Genomic DNA, 16,064 nt, shown 5'->3' with positions numbered 1-16,064 from the left:
AAAGGCAGGCTAATGCCAGCCTTTGAGTTTGCTTACGCACTTTCTACGCCGTTTCTACGCGGTTTTTCCCGCTCTTTTTCGCCTTATACATCGCCGCATCAGCACGGGTAATCACCGCATCACGTGGCTCATCCAGCCCCGCCAGAGTCAGGCCAGCGCTAAAAGTAATCAAGACCTTTTCATTTTCATGCATAAAGAAGCGCTTGGTCAGCTCGCGCTGTACGCGCTGCATGACCTGCAAGCCTTCTTCAATTGCCGTACCCGGCATCAGGATAACAAATTCTTCGCCACCGTATCGCGCCACCGTATCGGTGGGGCGCAGCAAATCCTTGACCACCTGCACCAGATGCTTCAAAGCCGTATCACCGGCTGCGTGCCCTAGTGAATCATTCAGTTTTTTGAAGTTATCAATATCGAGCAGAGAGACTGCGAAAGGCACCTGGCTGCGTTGCGCGCGTGCTAGCTCGACCTGATAAGCGTCCTCCAGTCCGCGGCGATTCAAAGCCCCGGTTAACTGGTCTTCACGCACTTTATCGCTCAGCGCCGTCAGCTCTTTTTCCAGCTCCAGCACGCGCGAATGGGCCTGATCGGCTTTTTTTCTGGCCTCCAGCAAGTCGTCGCGTGAGCGCATCACATCAACCTGCATGCTGCGCGTATCCTGCATCAGATCTTCCATGACATGCCGGATACTGACCAGATCGTTGGCCTCTTCAATCTTGCTGGCGTAATGCGTGATTTTGGTGTGGTAATTATCCGTACTTTGCGACATCAAACCCAGCCGGTCGATAAATGAAGCCAGCATGTTTTTCAAGGCGGTCTGCGCCTCAACCAAGCTATGTTTCACTTGGCTTTGCTTGAACATCACTTCCTTAAGTCCTGCTTCGGCGTCGTATAAAACCCGCATATCCAGCGGTTGTGACATGATGGTTTGGACCACGGCAATCTGGCCACGCACCCATTCATCGTCAATGACAATTTCGGCCATATTGTCGGTCAGCAGGCGCAGCAGTTTCATTAGACCATCGGCCAGCCGGTCCTCCTGATCGTTTTGCAGCTCGAGTTTTAGCCAGAATTTGCGCAAGCGCGGCAGCCATTTTTCCATCTCGGCGCGATTACCTACGGCTTTGGCTTCTCTGGCGATAAGCAGTGTTTCCTGCTGCAAATCTGGATTGTGCAGCAGACGAGCCGCCAAGCCCAGCTCAAGTGCCGTAACGGTTGAATCACGCCAATCCTGCCAATTGATCGATTCTGCACCAGCTGGGGAGGTCGTACTGGGCGTAATCGCCTCTGCTGACAAATTCTCTAGGCTGCTGACTGGGGTGTTTTCTACTCCGGTTTCCGACCAGGAGTTGATCAAGCCAACCATTTTCTGATTGAGCTCATTGGCGTTATTGCCAAAATTAGCCAGCACTCTGTCTAGGGCTTCTTTTTTCCGGCTCGGCGGGTAGGCCGGGTTGCGCAAATCCCACTGCAAAATCAGCTCGCGGATCACTTCACCCCAGCTTTTACTCAGCTCGGATGTGGTGCCCTGACTTTGAATGCAGCGGATCAGCTGCTCATACAGAGCGGCCCATTCTTCACGCTTGATGACCCGTTTGAGTTGCTCCAGCTGTCGCTTGGCTTCGGGTGACTGCGGAGTGGCGCGCTCCAGGGCGGCGATCAGCTCTTTTAGCCCCGGGTGTTGACGGTCAGCTTCGCTGGTTTGCGCAATTTCATGGTAAATCGATTCGTAATGATCGGGCGATGGCACGATACGCCGCATCGCCAATTGCTTAAGGGTTTCACGCGCAATATCGGTGGGGTTGGTCAATTTTTCCATGGCTCACATCACGCAGGCAGAGAGTATGCAGAGTATAGGTTGAAAAAGCAGATATAAAAAACGCCACATCAAGTGGCGTTGGGTGGAATATCCAGAGCGATCAGGCCAGCCCTTTCGGCAGCGCAAAAATCACGTTTTCTTCGACCCCGGACATGGACTCGACCGATTCAGCGCCAAATTCTTCAATTTTGGCAATCACGCGGCGAACCAGTACATCTGGCGCTGATGCGCCGGCGGTAATGCCCACTTTGCCTTTGCTGGCAAACCACTCCTGTTTGAGTTCGGTTTCATTGTCGACCATATAGGCGTCAATGCCGAGACCAGCTCCCACTTCACGCAAACGGTTGGAGTTGGAGCTATTGGGCGAGCCGACTACCACCAGAATATCAATTTCTTTAGCCAGCTGCTTTACCGCATCCTGCCGGTTCTGTGTGGCGTAACAAATATCATCTTTTTTCGGCCCGACAATTTCGGGAAAGCGCGCGCGCAAGGCATTGATAACGACTTGGGCATCGTCAACGGAGAGCGTGGTTTGCGTTACGTAAGAGAGCTTGTGCTCATCGCGCACTTGCAGCGCCAGTACGTCTTTTTCGTCCTCGACCAGATACATCCCGCCTTCAGCTTGCCCCATCGTACCTTCCACTTCAGGATGCCCTTTGTGGCCGATCATAATGATTTCATAGCCTTGCTCGCGCAGACGCTTCACTTCCGAGTGCACCTTGGTCACCAGTGGACACGTGGCATCGAAAATATGCAGGCCACGCTCGGCGGCTTCTGCGCGCACTGCTTGCGAGACGCCATGCGCCGAGAAAATCAGCGTATTGCCAGAGGGCACATCGGCTAGATCCTCGATAAAGATCGCGCCTTTGGCTTTCAGATCTTCGATCACAAACTTGTTGTGCACAACTTCATGGCGAACATAAATTGGCGCGCCATACTTCTCGAGCGCGCGCTCAACAATCGCAATCGCACGATCCACACCGGCACAAAAGCCACGCGGCTGGGCGAGGATGATATTCATGGGTTTATTCATGATTGGCCTGTTTATCCTTTTTGAAGCTATCAATCACCATCAGCGCAGCACCGATACAAATGGCCGAGTCGGCGATATTAAATGATGGGTAATACCAGCTCTGATAATGGAACTGGATAAAATCAATTACATGGCCAAACACCATCCGGTCGATGGCATTGCCAATGGCGCCGCCCAGAATCAGCGCCAACGACGTGGCGTAGCGGCGTTCCGCCTCGTGTTTTTTCAGTAAAAACACAATCACCACCGACACCACCAGCGCCAATCCGGTAAAGAAATGCCGCTGCCAGCCGCCTGCGTCAGCCAGAAACGAAAACGCTGCACCGGGGTTATACGCCAGAGTCAGGTTAAAAAAGCCCGGAATGATGGTCTTGATCTGGTGCATCTCAAACACCGCCTCAATCCAGTGTTTGGTGATTTGATCAAGGATCAGCACGATCAAAGCCAGGCCAAGATAGCCTTTAAATTGCTTAGGCATGCGAGCGGACCTCACCAGCGCCATGCAGATTGTCATCACAGCGCGCGCACAGCGTTTCATGGCCCGTTACCGTAGATACGGTAGGGTGGTAATGCCAGCAACGCTCGCATTTTTGCTGGCTAGATGAAGATACCCCTATGGCAAACTCACCTTGTTGTAGCGTGGCTTGCGAAGTAATCATCACAAACTTCAGCTCGTCACCCAATGCGGCCAGCGCCGAATATTTGTCGCCATCGGCCGTGATCACAATTTCGGCTTGCAGGCTAGAACCCAGCCCGCCCGCTGCGCGCAGCACTTCGATGTCTTTTTGCGCTTGTGCACGAACTTCGCGTACCAGCGCAAACTGGGCGCTCAATGCGGCCGCATCGCTGACCGCTGGCACAGCGTACCAGGCGTCGAGGAACACGCTGTCGTCTTTACCATTGAGCACTTCCCACACCTCATGCGCGGTGAAGGAGGTGATCGGTGCCAGCAGACGCACAAGTGCCTGCGTGATATGCCACAAGGAAGTCTGCGCTGAGCGACGGCCCTGACTATCGGCGCCCATGGTGTAGAGACGATCTTTAATGATGTCCAGATAGAAAGAGCCCAACTCTTCCGACGCATAGGCCGTCATTTCCTGCACGGCCAAGTGGAACTCATACTTGTCGTAGAAACCAGTCACACGCTCTTGGAACGCAGCCAGCTGCACCAGCGCATAGCGATCCAGCGTGGTGAGTTGTTCAACTGGCAAAGCATTGCTCGCGTTGAAGTCACTCAAGTTGGCCAGCAAGAAACGCAAAGTATTGCGAATACGACGGTATGCGTCTGCAGTGCGCTTGAGGATTTCGTCAGAGATCGATACCTCACCGGAGTAATCGGTACTGGCAGTCCACAGGCGCAGCATATCTGCGCCCATTTGGTTAATCACTTGCTGCGGTGCGACCACATTGCCTTTGGATTTCGACATTTTCATGCCTTTGCCATCAACGACAAAACCATGGGTCAGCAATTGTTTGTACGGCGCGTGACCGACGGTAGCGCAGGCGGTTTTCAGCGATGACTGGAACCAGCCACGGTGTTGATCTGAGCCTTCCAGATATAAATCAGCGGCAGGGCGGCTGTCATCGCCATGATTGAGGTCTTCGCGCTGCTTCACCACGGCAAAGTGCGTTGAACCCGAATCAAACCAGACGTCGATGGTATCTTTGAGCTTTTCGTAGTGAGCTGCATCATCGCCAAGCAATTCAGCCGCATCAAGCTTGAACCACGCCTCAATACCTTCTTTTTCGATACGTTGCGCGACTTGTTCGAGCAACTCAGTCGAGCGTGGGTGCAATTCGGCGCTTTCTTTATGGATAAAGAACGTCATCGGCACGCCCCAGGTACGCTGGCGTGATACGCACCAGTCCGGGCTGTTTTTGATCATTGCTTCCAGGCGCGCTCGACCCCAGGCCGGGAAAAACTCGGTGGCATCAACGGCGCGGTTGGCTTTGTCGCGCAGCGTTTCAGCGCCAACCTGTTTGTCCATGCCGATAAACCACTGCGTTGTCGCGCGGAAAATCAGCGGGGTTTTATGGCGCCAGCAATGCGGATAGCTGTGTTCCAGTTTTTTGTTGGCCAGCAGCGCGCCACGCTCTTCGAGCAAAGCCACGACTTTAGGATTGGCTTTCCAGACTGTTTCGCCGGCAAAATGTTCGGTGGTCGAGATATAGCGACCATCGTTCGCCACTGGGTTATCAACTGGTAGGTGATATTTCAGACCAACTTGATAGTCTTCCAGACCATGCGCTGGTGCAGTGTGCACGAGGCCAGTACCGGCTTCAGCAGTCACGTGCTCGCCGCAAATGATCGGCACTTGGCGGGCAAGAAATGGATGTTTCAACATCAGACCATTAAGCGCTGCGCCTTTGGCCTGCGCGATCACTTCATTGCTGTCGATGTCGTAGCGTTTGAGTGCGGCTTCAGCCAGTTCGCGCACCAAGATCAGCAAGCCGCGTTCGGTGGCGATCAAGTCGTAGGTGAATTCGGGGTGTACGGATACCGCCTGATTAGCTGGCAGCGTCCATGGCGTCGTCGTCCAGATCACTGCTTTGGCGCTCAAGTCGCCAACGGCCACGCCGCCAAACGCCTTCGACAATGCGGCCTTATCAACGACTTCAAAGCCAACATCAATCGCTGCGGATACTTTGTCTTCGTATTCAACTTCAGCCTCGGCCAGCGCCGAGCCACAGTCTACACACCAGTGAACCGGCTTCTGACCTTTTACTAGGTAACCGTTGCCATGAATTTTGCCCAAAGTGCGAACGATGTCGGCTTCGGTTTTAAAATTCATCGTCAGGTATGGATTATCCCAGTCACCCAGAACGCCGAGGCGGATAAAGTCGACTTTCTGGCGTTCAACCTGAATCGCCGCATATTCACGGCACAGCTCGCGGATAAACCCACTAGGCAGATGAATTTCTTTTTCATCCAGACCGTTGGCTTTGCGATATTCAACAATGCGTGAATGAATCACCGGATTGGCTTTGATCGCGTCTTTGTCCGATTTCACCAGTTTTTCGATCTGGTGTTCAATCGGCATGCCGTGGCAATCCCAGCCCGGTACGTAGGGTGCGTCAAAACCAGCGAGCGATTTGGATTTAAGGATGATGTCCTTAAGGACTTTATTCATCGCGTGGCCAATATGGATGTCGCCATTGGCGTACGGCGGGCCATCGTGCAGGATGAATTTAGGCCGATTTTGCGCTTTCGATTTGGCGCGCAATTTCTGATAAATCTGGCCATCTTGCCATTGCTTTAAAAAGCCCGGCTCGCGTTTGGCCAGATCGCCACGCATTGGAAACGGGGTGTCCAGTAGATTAACCGGGTATTTATTTGCGGGTTTGTCGCTCATTGCAATCTCAACTTGTATTTAATGTCGGTATTCAGTGGTTTTATCTATTGGCCGCAAACCATTCTTTGGCTTGCTGGCAATCAACGCCAATCTGCGCGATCAGCGTGTCAAAATCGGGGTATTTCTCTTCGTCGCGTAGTTTGTGCAGAAAATCGATGCGCAAATGCTGACGGTAAATTTCGCGCTGGAAGTCAAAAATATGCACCTCCAGCTTCGGGCTTAAATCGCCGCCATGAATAGTGGGCCGAAATCCCAGGCTGGCCACGCCTTGATAAGTGCGTTCAAGACCATGAATTTCAACGACGAATATACCCAGCAGCGGCGGACGGTTGTGCTTGAGCTGGATATTGGCGGTGGGAAAACCAAATTGTCGCCCCAGCCGATCGCCGCCGACGACGCGGCCGGAGATTGAATATGGCCGACCCAGCAATTGCGCGGCGTGCTGCACTTGCCCGGCTTGCAAGGCATTGCGAACGGCAGTAGAAGAAACGCGCTCGCCCTGAAAATCCTGCGTGGGCAGACTGTGGCACTCCAACTGGGGCTGCTGGCACAGCAGCGCAAAATCACCCGCTCTTTTGGCGCCAAAACGGAAATCATCGCCAACCAGCACGTAGCGGGCGTTGATTTGCTGCGCAACGATATGATCGCGGAAAAATTCGGGGCTGGATGCGGCAAAAGCCGTGTTAAAGCGCTGCACGATCAGGCAATCAACCCCGCTGGCGGCGAGCAGCTCGATTTTTTCGCGCAAGCTGGTTAGCCGGGCGGGCGCGGTGGCCGGGGTAAATACTTCGCGCGGATGCGGCTCGAACGTCATCACCACGCTGCTCAGACCACGCGCTTTGGCCGCTTGCTTAAGCTGCGCCAGCATCGCTTGATGCCCCAAATGCAGGCCGTCAAAATTGCCGATGGTTAGCGCGGAAGGAGAAAGGGGTTGAGGCGGTGTGCCGCGAAAAACTTGCATGCCAATAGGGTGCTCTAGCGAACCGTTTCTAGGGTGGAATGATTGCAACGTGGTCAGTATCGCCAGCGTTGCACAAGCGCGTATTCTAACGCCAGAAGGGGTGAGTGGCTAAACAAAAGTTTTCATATCAGCCGCAGCAAGAGCGCGCGTGCATTTTTGCCTTCCGGCTTGCATGGCCCGACTCACTCCGGCGCTGACTAGCTTACCGCTCAGGGGCTGACTTCGACGACACCGCCAGCCTGGGCGGTGCCAGTTAATACCATATTACCCCCCACCCGTACTCGCACAGCGGCGCCTTCTGCTGCGTTATTCAGCGCTATACCCTCATTGCGAATTTCAAGGCCGTCTTCGCGGTACACAATCCGCACGCGCTGATTCTGCTGAATCACCATTGCTGCGCGCAAATGCTCTTTGCGTATCGGCTGGCCGGCGGCAATCGCCGTATTGAGCGTGCGGCCAATGGCCTGCGTGGCGTCCATTAGCACCGAGCCGGGCAAAGTGCCCAGATCGCCGCGCTGAAACATCAGATCAGACTCGGCGAGGGTTTGATTGGCGCCCACTGGCCGCGCGGCGACCAGATACTGCACCAGCATGGTGATTTGCACCGGCGTATTCACGCTCCAGCTGGCTCCTTGCATGCACTTGGCTCGCAGCATGGTTTTGCCGATCAGGCGATAGCCCTGCGGCAAGCTCACCTCGATGGCAGCACATACATCAAGCTGCAAGCGCGGATCGAGTTTGCTAATGGTATAGGACGCCGTGCCGGGGCTATTGAGCAGCGCCTGATCGAGCCAATTTACCAGCTCTTTTTGCAGCAACTGCAAATCCTGTTTGCCCGACGAGGCGTGCGCCAGCGGCGAGATCAGTAGCCCCGCCGAGCCGATCAGCAGCGCCAGAAAGAGTGCGATTAATTTTTGCATCCGCAAATTATAGGCGCATCTGCCCGCATCGCCTACAATCGGCGTTTTGTTAGAACTAAGCGGATTTGCACAATGCTGGAGTTGCTGTTTGGAATTTCTACCCTGGTGGTCTTGCTGGCCGGGGTTTTGGTGGTGACCCGTTTGCAGCAATTGGCCAGCAATCAGCGCGAAGTGCTCGACACTTTAATGCAGGAGCTGGAAGCCAAACACCGGCAAATGCTCTCTGATCTGCATCAGGGGCTGAGCAAACAGGCGGAGGCTTTGAATTCCGGCCTGACGCAGCACGGCGCTTTGCTGCACGAGGCGGTTAACCGCTCGGGGGACCGCTTGCGTGATGGGATGAGCGAATCGTTCGAGCGCCTGCGCAGCGGCGTAAATAGCGAAATGAAAGAAAGCCGCGAAGCCATGACCCGGCTGCAGGGCGCGCAAAGCGATGCACTGGCCACACTGCGCTTGTCATTGACGGCCAGCCAGGGCGACACCCGCGAGCAGGTTTTAAAACAACTCAGCGATATTTCCGGCGCATTGCAGAGCAAGCAGGACGCGCTGCGCGAAGATATGCTGCTCAAACTCTCGACCATGCTCGCCGAGCAATCGAAGCGAGAAATGGAACAATTGCAAGTGGCGCTGCAGCAATCGTCGCAAACGCTCACCGCCAGCGTGGGCGAGCTGACCAAAGCCACCGATACACGGCTGGGCGAGATTTCCGGCAAAGTCGCCGAGCGGCTCGACGAGGGCTTTAAAAAGACCAATGAAACCTTTGCCAGCGTGATGGCGCGGTTGGCGACCATCGACGAAGCGCAGAAAAAAATTGATGGTTTGACGAGCAATGTGGTCAGCCTGCAGGAATTGCTCGGCGATAAACGCAGTCGCGGTGCTTTTGGCGAAGTGCAGCTGGAGCATCTGATCAGTAATGTGCTGCCGCAACAGGTGTACGAGTTGCAAGCCAGCCTGCCCGGCGGCGTGCGCGTCGACTGTCTGCTCAAATTGCCCGAGCCGACCGGCACCGTGGCGGTGGATTCGAAATTCCCGCTGGAAAACTACCATCGCATGTTCAGCACCGAAGTCGACAAAGTGCAGGCGACGCGGCTGTTTAAAGCCGACGTTAAAAAACACATCGACGACATTGCCAATAAATACATCGTGCCTAATGTCACTGCCGACGGCGCAGTGATGTTTATTCCGGCCGAGGCGGTCTTTGCCGAAATTCATGCCTATCACCCTGAACTGGTACAGCACGCCATGGCGCGGCGGGTTTGGATCGTATCGCCCACAACGTTGATGGCCGTGCTCAATACTGCGCGAGCAGTGATCAAGGACGTGGAAACGCGCAAACAGGTGCATATCATCAAGGAGGCGCTGGGCAAGCTGGGGCAGGAGTTCAACCGTTTTGACACGCGAATGAAAAAGCTCGCCACGCATATCCGTCAAGCGCACGAAGACGCGCAGGACGTGAGTATTACCAGTGAAAAAATCTCAAAACAGTTCAACAATATCGAGCAGGTGCGGCTTGAAGGTGAAGCCATCGAACCGTTGACGCTGAGCGAGTAGGGTATATGGCTGCAGGCCAATTTGTACAATTTCTGTAGCGATATACCCACCATTCAATTCGTTCAGTGTTATAGCCCGACTCAAGCTCAAGGAGCATGCAATGACGGCATTCCTGAATGACGTGCATTCCCGACTCAACCCGACGCAGCTGGCCTCCATTGAGCAGCCAGCAGATTGTGCGCAATTGCAAGCAATCATCCGCCGTGCGCGGCACGAGCAGCGCTATATTTCCGTCTCTGGTGGCCTGCACGCAATGGGTGGGCAACAAATGGCGAGCGGGGCGCTGCATCTTGATTTGCGCGGCCTCAATCGCGTACTGAGTCACGACACCGAGCGTGGCTTGCTGCAGATCGAAGCGGGCGCTGATTGGCCTGCGATTATCGCGGCGACGCACACCATGCCGCACCCGCAAGGTGGTTGTTGGGCGATCCGGCAGAAGCAAACCGGTGTCGATAGCGTCACGCTGGGTGGTTCGATTTCCGCCAATGCCCACGGTCGCGCCCTGCTGATGCAGCCCTTGGGTGATGATATTGAAGACCTGACCGTAATTAACGCGCACGGCGAATTGCTCCTTTGCAACCGCCAGCAGAATGCGGCGCTGTTTGCACTGGTCATTGGCGGCTACGGCCTGTTCGGCGTGATTTATGCGGCCACGCTGCGTCTGAGTCGTCGGCAATGTGTCAAACGCTTGGTTGATATTATCGATCTGGACGACGCCATCAATGCAGTGTTCCGGCGAGCCGACGAAGGCTGCTTGTACGGTGATTTTCAATTTGCAATTGACCACAGTGACGAGCGCTTTTTGCAGCGCGGCGTCTTTGCCTGCTACCAAGCCACATCGTCAACCGCTCCTGAGCCGAGTGCCGATTTGCCGCCTGCGGCGTGGCTCAAGCTGCTCAAGCTCGCGCACGACGACAAAGCACAGGCTTTCCGGCTTTATTCGCAGCACTATCTGAATACCGACGGCCAGCAATACTGGGCCGATACCATGCAGCTCAGTACCTACATTCCGAGTTATGCCGAGTTTCTGGCGGGCGAGCGCGCAGCGGACGCCGCGCCGGAAAGTCTGGTGATTGGCGAGCATTATGTGCCGCGCGAGCACTTGCTCGCTTTTATGCAGCAAGCCAAAGGCATTTTGCGTCGGTTGGGCGTTGAAGTGGTGTATGGCACGATCCGCGCCATTATGCGCGACACGGTGTCGTTTTTACCGTGGGCCAAGGCCGATTTCGCCTGCGTGATTTTCAATCTACGCACCCAACACAGCCAAGCCGGTTTGCAGCGCACGGCACAAGCGTTTCGCGAATTGATCGACGCCAGTACTGCTCTGGACGGCAGTTTTTTCCTGACCTACCATCGCTACGCCTCGGCAGTGCAAGTAAACCGCGCATATCCGCAGTTTGCCCAATGGCTGCAACTCAAAAAGCAATACGACCCCGATGAGCTATTTCGCAGCGACTGGTACTGCCACTATCGCGACGAATTTACGCGGCACGCAGCCCCATGAAAGGCGCCTAATGAAAGCAGAAACCCCGAGCAGCACCGCCAAACTGATTGCCGCCAGCACGATCCTGCTCGCCAATGAGCCCGATACGGCGCAGCTGGTGGCGCCGACCGCCGCCATGTGGTGTACAAGGCTACTGTCGACATCGTGGGCAGATCGGCTGTTGGCCAGTTCGGCAGGGTATAGGCCCACAGCGACTATCTGGAAATGGCTAGAGCAATATACCTTGCCCGGTATTCTGGCTCATTACTGGCAGCGCAAACGCTGGATCGAAGCGCGCTGCCGTATGGCCATCGCACAGGGCTTTGAAAGTGTAATCGTGCTGGGCGCGGGATTTGACACGCTGGCATTGCGCTTGTCGCTGGAAATGCCGCAAATCACATGGATAGAAATCGACCATCCGGCAACGCAAAGCGCCAAGCAGGCTGCGCTGGGGCTTGATGCGCAGTCGATCCAGTTTATTGCCTGTGATTTAAACGCTGATGGTCTGGATGGGTTGCCGATCTTCGAGAACAAAGCAACGCTGGTGATTGCCGAAGGCGTGCTGATGTATCTGTCGTCTGCGGCGATTGAGCGGCTATTTGCTAGCTTGAAACACTGGCCTTGTAAACGCCTGCAGTTTGTTTTCAGTTTTATGAGCCAGTGGCCGGACGGTAAATCGGGTTTTCGTCCGCGTAGCCGCTGGGTCGAGCGCTGGTTAGCCTGGCGTGGCGAGCCCTTTGTCTGGGCTTTGCCTGAGCCGGCCATGGCTGATTTTTTGGCAGAGCGTGGATTTGAGCTGCTGGAAACGGCAACGACACGGCAGCTGGCCAGTAATCCCGAGTCAATACTGGAAGGTGAGAACCTAGTGTATTGCCAGCGAAGCTGATCGCGACCCGGCGGACCTAGCTATGGCGCGCGACCTATGACGCTAGGCTGCTCTTCGGATGGCCGTCGTATGACATTGAGATGTAGTCTTGGTGTTTCCACTTACTTCTTGGTTCACAGCAAGGCCTTCTGGGGGTAAAATGGCTAGGATTTGCTTTTGATCAAGAATTTGGTCGAGTAACGCCCCCATCCATAGCTAAAAAAGGGTATCGCCGTGTTAGAAGCCTACCGTCAACATGTAGCCGAGCGCGCCGCGCAAGGCATCGCACCACTGCCACTGTCTGCACAACAAACTGCCGATCTGATTTCATTGCTGCAAAACCCGCCCGCTGGCGAAGAAGCCTTTCTGGTTGATCTGCTAACCCACCGCGTTCCTGCTGGTGTTGATGATGCCGCCAAAGTGAAAGCCGCCTTTTTGGCTGCCGTTGCTGCAGGCACTGAAACCTGTGCACTGATTTCTCGTGCAAAAGCGACTGAGTTGCTCGGCACGATGTTGGGCGGTTTTAACATCAAGCCACAGATCGATTTGCTCGGTGACGCTGAAGTCGGCGGCATTGCGGCTGAAGGCCTGAAAAAAACCTTGTTGATGTTTGACTACTTCCACGATGTGAAAGAGCTGGCAGATGCTGGCAACGCGAACGCGAAAGCCGTTTTGCAATCTTGGGCTGACGCCGAGTGGTTTACTAGCCGCCCGGAAGTGCCTGCACAAGTGACTGTGACCGTATTTAAAGTCACTGGCGAAACCAATACCGACGATTTGTCGCCAGCGCCAGACGCTTGGTCGCGCCCTGATATTCCATTGCACGCTTTGGCGATGCTGAAAAACCCGCGCGAAGGCATCGAAGCTGACGTTCCAGGTTCAGTGGGCCCAATGAAGCAAATCGTTGAGCTGCAAAAGAAAGGCCACCCAATCGCTTACGTTGGTGACGTAGTCGGCACTGGCTCATCACGTAAATCAGCAACCAACTCGGTGCTGTGGTGGACGGGTGAAGATATTCCATTCGTGCCAAACAAACGCTTTGGCGGCTACTGCGTTGGTGGCAAAATCGCGCCGATCTTCTTTAACACGATGGAAGACGCTGGCGCATTGCCAATCGAATTTGACGTAACTAACCTGCACATGGGCGACGTCATCACGATCTACCCATACGAAGGCAAAGTGGAAAAAGACGGCCAAGTCGTAACCACTTTCAGCCTGAAAACTGAAGTATTGCTCGACGAAGTGCGTGCTGGTGGCCGTATCAATCTGATTATCGGCCGCGGCCTGACTTCAAAAGCGCGCGAAGCTTTGGGTCTGGCACCATCGACTGCATTCCGTCTGCCGCAAGACCCTGCCGATTCAGGCAAAGGTTTCTCGCAAGCGCAGAAAATGGTCGGTCGCGCTTGCGGTTTGCCAGAAGGCCAAGGCGTTCGTCCAGGTACATACTGCGAACCAAAAATGACTTCAGTGGGCTCGCAAGATACGACAGGCCCAATGACGCGTGACGAGTTGAAAGACTTGGCGTGCTTGGGCTTCTCGGCCGACTTGGTGATGCAATCGTTCTGCCACACTGCAGCTTATCCAAAGCCGGTAGACGTTAAAACTCACCACACCCTGCCAGAATTCATCCGCAACCGTGGCGGCGTATCGCTGCGTCCGGGCGACGGCGTGATTCACTCATGGCTGAACCGTATGTTGATGCCAGATACCGTAGGTACTGGTGGCGACTCTCATACTCGCTTCCCAATCGGTATTTCATTCCCAGCTGGTTCTGGCTTGGTAGCGTTTGCTGCGGCAACGGGCGTTATGCCACTCGATATGCCTGAATCTGTCTTGGTTCGCTTTAAAGGCCAATTGCAGCCAGGCATCACGCTGCGTGATCTGGTAAACGCGATTCCGCTCTACGCAATCAAAGCCGGTCTGTTGACTGTTGCTAAAGCTGGCAAGAAAAACATTTTCTCTGGCCGTATCCTCGAAATCGAAGGTTTGCCAGATCTGAAAGTGGAGCAAGCTTTTGAATTGACCGATGCATCTGCTGAGCGTTCTGCTGCGGGTTGTTCAGTTCGCCTGAACAAAGAACCAATCGCTGAATACCTGCAATCGAACATCGTGCTGCTCAAATCAATGATCGCCAACGGTTATGGCGATGCGAAAACCTTGGCGCGCCGCGTGAAGAGCATGGAAGCCTGGTTGGCCAACCCAAGCCTGATCGAGCCAGATGCTGACGCAGAATACGCAGCCGTGATCGAAATCGACTTGGCCGACGTTAAAGAGCCGATTCTGGCTTGCCCGAACGATCCGGATGATGTGAAAGTATTGTCTGAAGTGGCTGGGACTAAGATCGATGAAGTGTTTATCGGCTCTTGCATGACCAATATCGGCCACTTCCGCGCGGCAGGTAAATTGCTCGAAGGCAAACGCGATCTGCCAACTAAATTGTGGATCGCGCCACCGACGAAAATGGACGCGCAACAATTGACCGAAGAAGGCTACTACGGCACATTCGGCGCAGCAGGTGCGCGCACTGAAATGCCAGGCTGCTCATTGTGCATGGGTAACCAAGCACAAGTTCGCGAAGGCGCAACCGTGGTTTCTACGTCAACGCGTAACTTCCCGAATCGTCTGGGCAAAAACACCAATGTGTTCTTGTCATCAGCCGAATTGGCCGCGATTGCTTCACGTCTGGGTCGCATCCCTACGGTTGAAGAATACATGGCCGACGTGGGCGTGCTCGATAGCAAATCGGCTGAAGTTTATAAATACCTGAACTTCAATCAGATCGACACTTACCAAGCTGAAGCAGATTCGGTAAAAGTATAAGCGTCTAGCTGCAAGGCAAGGCCCCGCCATCGTGCGGGGCTTTTTTATTGACCAGAAGGGTATTGCTCTGTAGCAATTGACACCATTGCCTTATAGGGCAATACCCCTGCAGTGCGCTCATTAAATCAACTGGCAGGTATTTTGATTTGCCACAGCAAACCGTGTTATAGTTGCACTTCTGCGGGCGTCGTATAATGGTAATACCCGTGCTTCCCAAGCACGAGCCGTGGGTTCGATTCCCATCGCCCGCTCCAGATAGCAAAAAAACGGCACAGCAATGTGCCGTTTTTTATTGCACCTTAGCCGCGTTCACACAAAGTTCGCACCGATTGGCTATGCTGGAGTACTTCAGCTGATCGCTCCTCCGCCATGCTCCTGACTTTCCGCCGTTCCGCCCTTAAATACCTTTTGCCCATTGCACTCTGGGCGATCTTGTTTTCTCCAGATTCGCAGGCCTGCTCGCGCACTATTCAGGTTGGAGTCAGCCCAATTACCCAGTCGCTGATCGTGAGTAAGGATCAAGTGCAGGGCGGCATTTATATCGACGCGCTTCGCGAGGTGAGCCGCAAGACAGGTTGTAAATTCGATTTTATTGAAGCGCCATTTGTTCGTACTCTGCATATGTTCAGCGTAAGCCATGAGGTCGACCTGATTCCGATTGCCATTCAGCGCACGCAGCTGGAGCAGGCGGGCGATTTTATCCCGATTGTTAAATCACGCATTGCGCTCATCAGCTATGGCGGCGCGCTCAATGATCCCATCAAAGCCATGGAACGTGGCGAGCTGAAAATCAATATCGTGCGCGGCGCACCCTATGCCAGCACAGCCTATATCGAGCTGATCCAGCGGCTGCGTCAGCAAGGCGCGCTGGAGGAGGTGGCCGAACCCAATATTATTGCGCGCAAATTGCAGGCGGGTAGAATTCACGCCGCCATTATGCCGCCAACGACATTTTACCAAGCCATGCTGGAAAATCAGCTTGATCCCAAGCAAGTGCACATTACTTTGCTAACGCAAATTCCGCTGGTGCAGGCAGGCGCGTATTTGTCCAAAACCCGCCTAACGCCGACCGACTACGCACTGCTACACAAAGCACTTAGCAGCCAATTTCAGTCCCCGGCATTCTGGCAACAATACAAAAAAACCTATCCGGGCTGGATACTCAAAGGCCTGGAGCCTGCCGTATTACCACGCTAAACACCCAGTTGCGCGATCCAAACGGCCACGGCACATTGGCCTATAATCGCGCCTCATTGCCT

11 protein-coding genes and 1 tRNA gene are annotated in these 16,064 nt (G+C 54.5%); 6 read left to right on the top strand and 6 right to left on the bottom strand.

The genetic code is table 11. From position 1 onward, the window contains the following. Window positions 1–43 precede the first annotated feature (43 nt). From ABHF33_RS16750 to flgA, 6 genes are all read right to left on the bottom strand, one after another. Window positions 44–1,819: a sensor domain-containing diguanylate cyclase gene (locus ABHF33_RS16750; protein WP_348945019.1), complete on the bottom strand. Its 1,776-nt coding sequence runs from the start codon at window positions 1,817–1,819 to the stop codon at window positions 44–46. Between the two features lie 100 nt (window positions 1,820–1,919). Continuing rightward, a complete protein-coding gene (ispH, locus tag ABHF33_RS16745; protein ID WP_348945018.1) occupies window positions 1,920–2,852 on the bottom strand; it encodes a 4-hydroxy-3-methylbut-2-enyl diphosphate reductase in 933 nt (310 codons plus the stop codon). Beyond that, window positions 2,845–3,330, bottom strand: a complete 486-nt coding sequence (gene lspA / locus ABHF33_RS16740; RefSeq protein WP_348945017.1) for a signal peptidase II — start codon at window positions 3,328–3,330, stop codon at window positions 2,845–2,847. The genes ispH and lspA overlap by 8 nt, the downstream gene beginning before the upstream one ends. Next, window positions 3,323–6,205: an isoleucine--tRNA ligase gene (ileS, locus tag ABHF33_RS16735; protein ID WP_348945016.1), complete on the bottom strand. Its 2,883-nt coding sequence runs from the start codon at window positions 6,203–6,205 to the stop codon at window positions 3,323–3,325. Before ileS ends, lspA begins: the two co-directional genes overlap by 8 nt. Window positions 6,206–6,245: 40 nt before the next feature. Continuing rightward, window positions 6,246–7,166, bottom strand: a complete 921-nt coding sequence (locus ABHF33_RS16730; RefSeq protein WP_348945015.1) for a bifunctional riboflavin kinase/FAD synthetase — start codon at window positions 7,164–7,166, stop codon at window positions 6,246–6,248. 209 nt (window positions 7,167–7,375) lie between these two features. Beyond that, a complete protein-coding gene (gene flgA / locus ABHF33_RS16725; RefSeq protein WP_348945014.1) occupies window positions 7,376–8,086 on the bottom strand; it encodes a flagellar basal body P-ring formation chaperone FlgA in 711 nt (236 codons plus the stop codon). A 72-nt stretch (window positions 8,087–8,158) separates the two neighbouring features. On the opposite strand from flgA, the gene rmuC reads away from it, so the two are divergent. The 6 genes from rmuC to ABHF33_RS16695 all read left to right on the top strand — a co-directional run bounded on the left by rmuC (window position 8,159) and on the right by ABHF33_RS16695 (window position 16,002). Beyond that, on the top strand, window positions 8,159–9,637 hold the full coding sequence (gene rmuC, locus ABHF33_RS16720; protein WP_348945013.1) for a DNA recombination protein RmuC: 1,479 nt from the start codon (window positions 8,159–8,161) through the stop codon (window positions 9,635–9,637). A gap of 100 nt (window positions 9,638–9,737) precedes the next feature. After that, complete coding sequence (locus tag ABHF33_RS16715) at window positions 9,738–11,141, top strand: FAD-binding oxidoreductase (protein WP_348945012.1); 1,404 nt, start codon at window positions 9,738–9,740, stop codon at window positions 11,139–11,141. Window positions 11,142–11,151: 10 nt separating this feature from the next. Next, a complete protein-coding gene (locus tag ABHF33_RS16710) occupies window positions 11,152–12,006 on the top strand; it encodes a class I SAM-dependent methyltransferase (protein ID WP_348945011.1) in 855 nt (284 codons plus the stop codon). A 213-nt stretch (window positions 12,007–12,219) separates the two neighbouring features. Next, window positions 12,220–14,805 (top strand): bifunctional aconitate hydratase 2/2-methylisocitrate dehydratase, encoded by a 2,586-nt coding sequence (gene acnB, locus ABHF33_RS16705; RefSeq protein WP_348945010.1) that lies wholly within the window; start codon window positions 12,220–12,222, stop codon window positions 14,803–14,805. A 180-nt stretch (window positions 14,806–14,985) separates the two neighbouring features. Continuing rightward, window positions 14,986–15,059: transfer RNA gene (locus tag ABHF33_RS16700), tRNA-Gly, on the top strand. A gap of 115 nt (window positions 15,060–15,174) precedes the next feature. Further along, window positions 15,175–16,002 carry a hypothetical protein gene (locus ABHF33_RS16695; protein ID WP_348945009.1) on the top strand — a complete coding sequence of 276 codons (828 nt, stop codon included), beginning with the start codon at window positions 15,175–15,177 and terminating at the stop codon, window positions 16,000–16,002. Window positions 16,003–16,064: the final 62 nt, after the last annotated feature.

It is taken from the genome of Chitinibacter sp. FCG-7 (assembly GCF_040047665.1).
GTDB lineage: Bacteria > Pseudomonadota > Gammaproteobacteria > Burkholderiales > Chitinibacteraceae > Chitinibacter > Chitinibacter mangrovi.
Note: the sequence above shows the minus strand (reverse complement) of the source record. Positions and strands in the feature narration are given on the sequence as shown.

What these genes read in the sequence shown, in the direction of transcription:
- ABHF33_RS16750 (WP_348945019.1), bottom strand. Translation starts at nt 1,819, where the DNA reads ATGGAAAAATTGACCAACCCCACCGATATTGCGCGTGAAACCCTTAAG.
- ispH (WP_348945018.1), bottom strand. Translation starts at nt 2,852, where the DNA reads ATGAATAAACCCATGAATATCATCCTCGCCCAGCCGCGTGGCTTTTGT.
- lspA (WP_348945017.1), bottom strand. Translation starts at nt 3,330, where the DNA reads ATGCCTAAGCAATTTAAAGGCTATCTTGGCCTGGCTTTGATCGTGCTG.
- ileS (WP_348945016.1), bottom strand. Translation starts at nt 6,205, where the DNA reads ATGAGCGACAAACCCGCAAATAAATACCCGGTTAATCTACTGGACACC.
- ABHF33_RS16730 (WP_348945015.1), bottom strand. Translation starts at nt 7,166, where the DNA reads ATGCAAGTTTTTCGCGGCACACCGCCTCAACCCCTTTCTCCTTCCGCG.
- flgA (WP_348945014.1), bottom strand. Translation starts at nt 8,086, where the DNA reads ATGCAAAAATTAATCGCACTCTTTCTGGCGCTGCTGATCGGCTCGGCG.
- rmuC (WP_348945013.1), top strand. Translation starts at nt 8,159, where the DNA reads ATGCTGGAGTTGCTGTTTGGAATTTCTACCCTGGTGGTCTTGCTGGCC.
- ABHF33_RS16715 (WP_348945012.1), top strand. Translation starts at nt 9,738, where the DNA reads ATGACGGCATTCCTGAATGACGTGCATTCCCGACTCAACCCGACGCAG.
- ABHF33_RS16710 (WP_348945011.1), top strand. Translation starts at nt 11,152, where the DNA reads ATGAAAGCAGAAACCCCGAGCAGCACCGCCAAACTGATTGCCGCCAGC.
- ABHF33_RS16695 (WP_348945009.1), top strand. Translation starts at nt 15,175, where the DNA reads ATGCTCCTGACTTTCCGCCGTTCCGCCCTTAAATACCTTTTGCCCATT.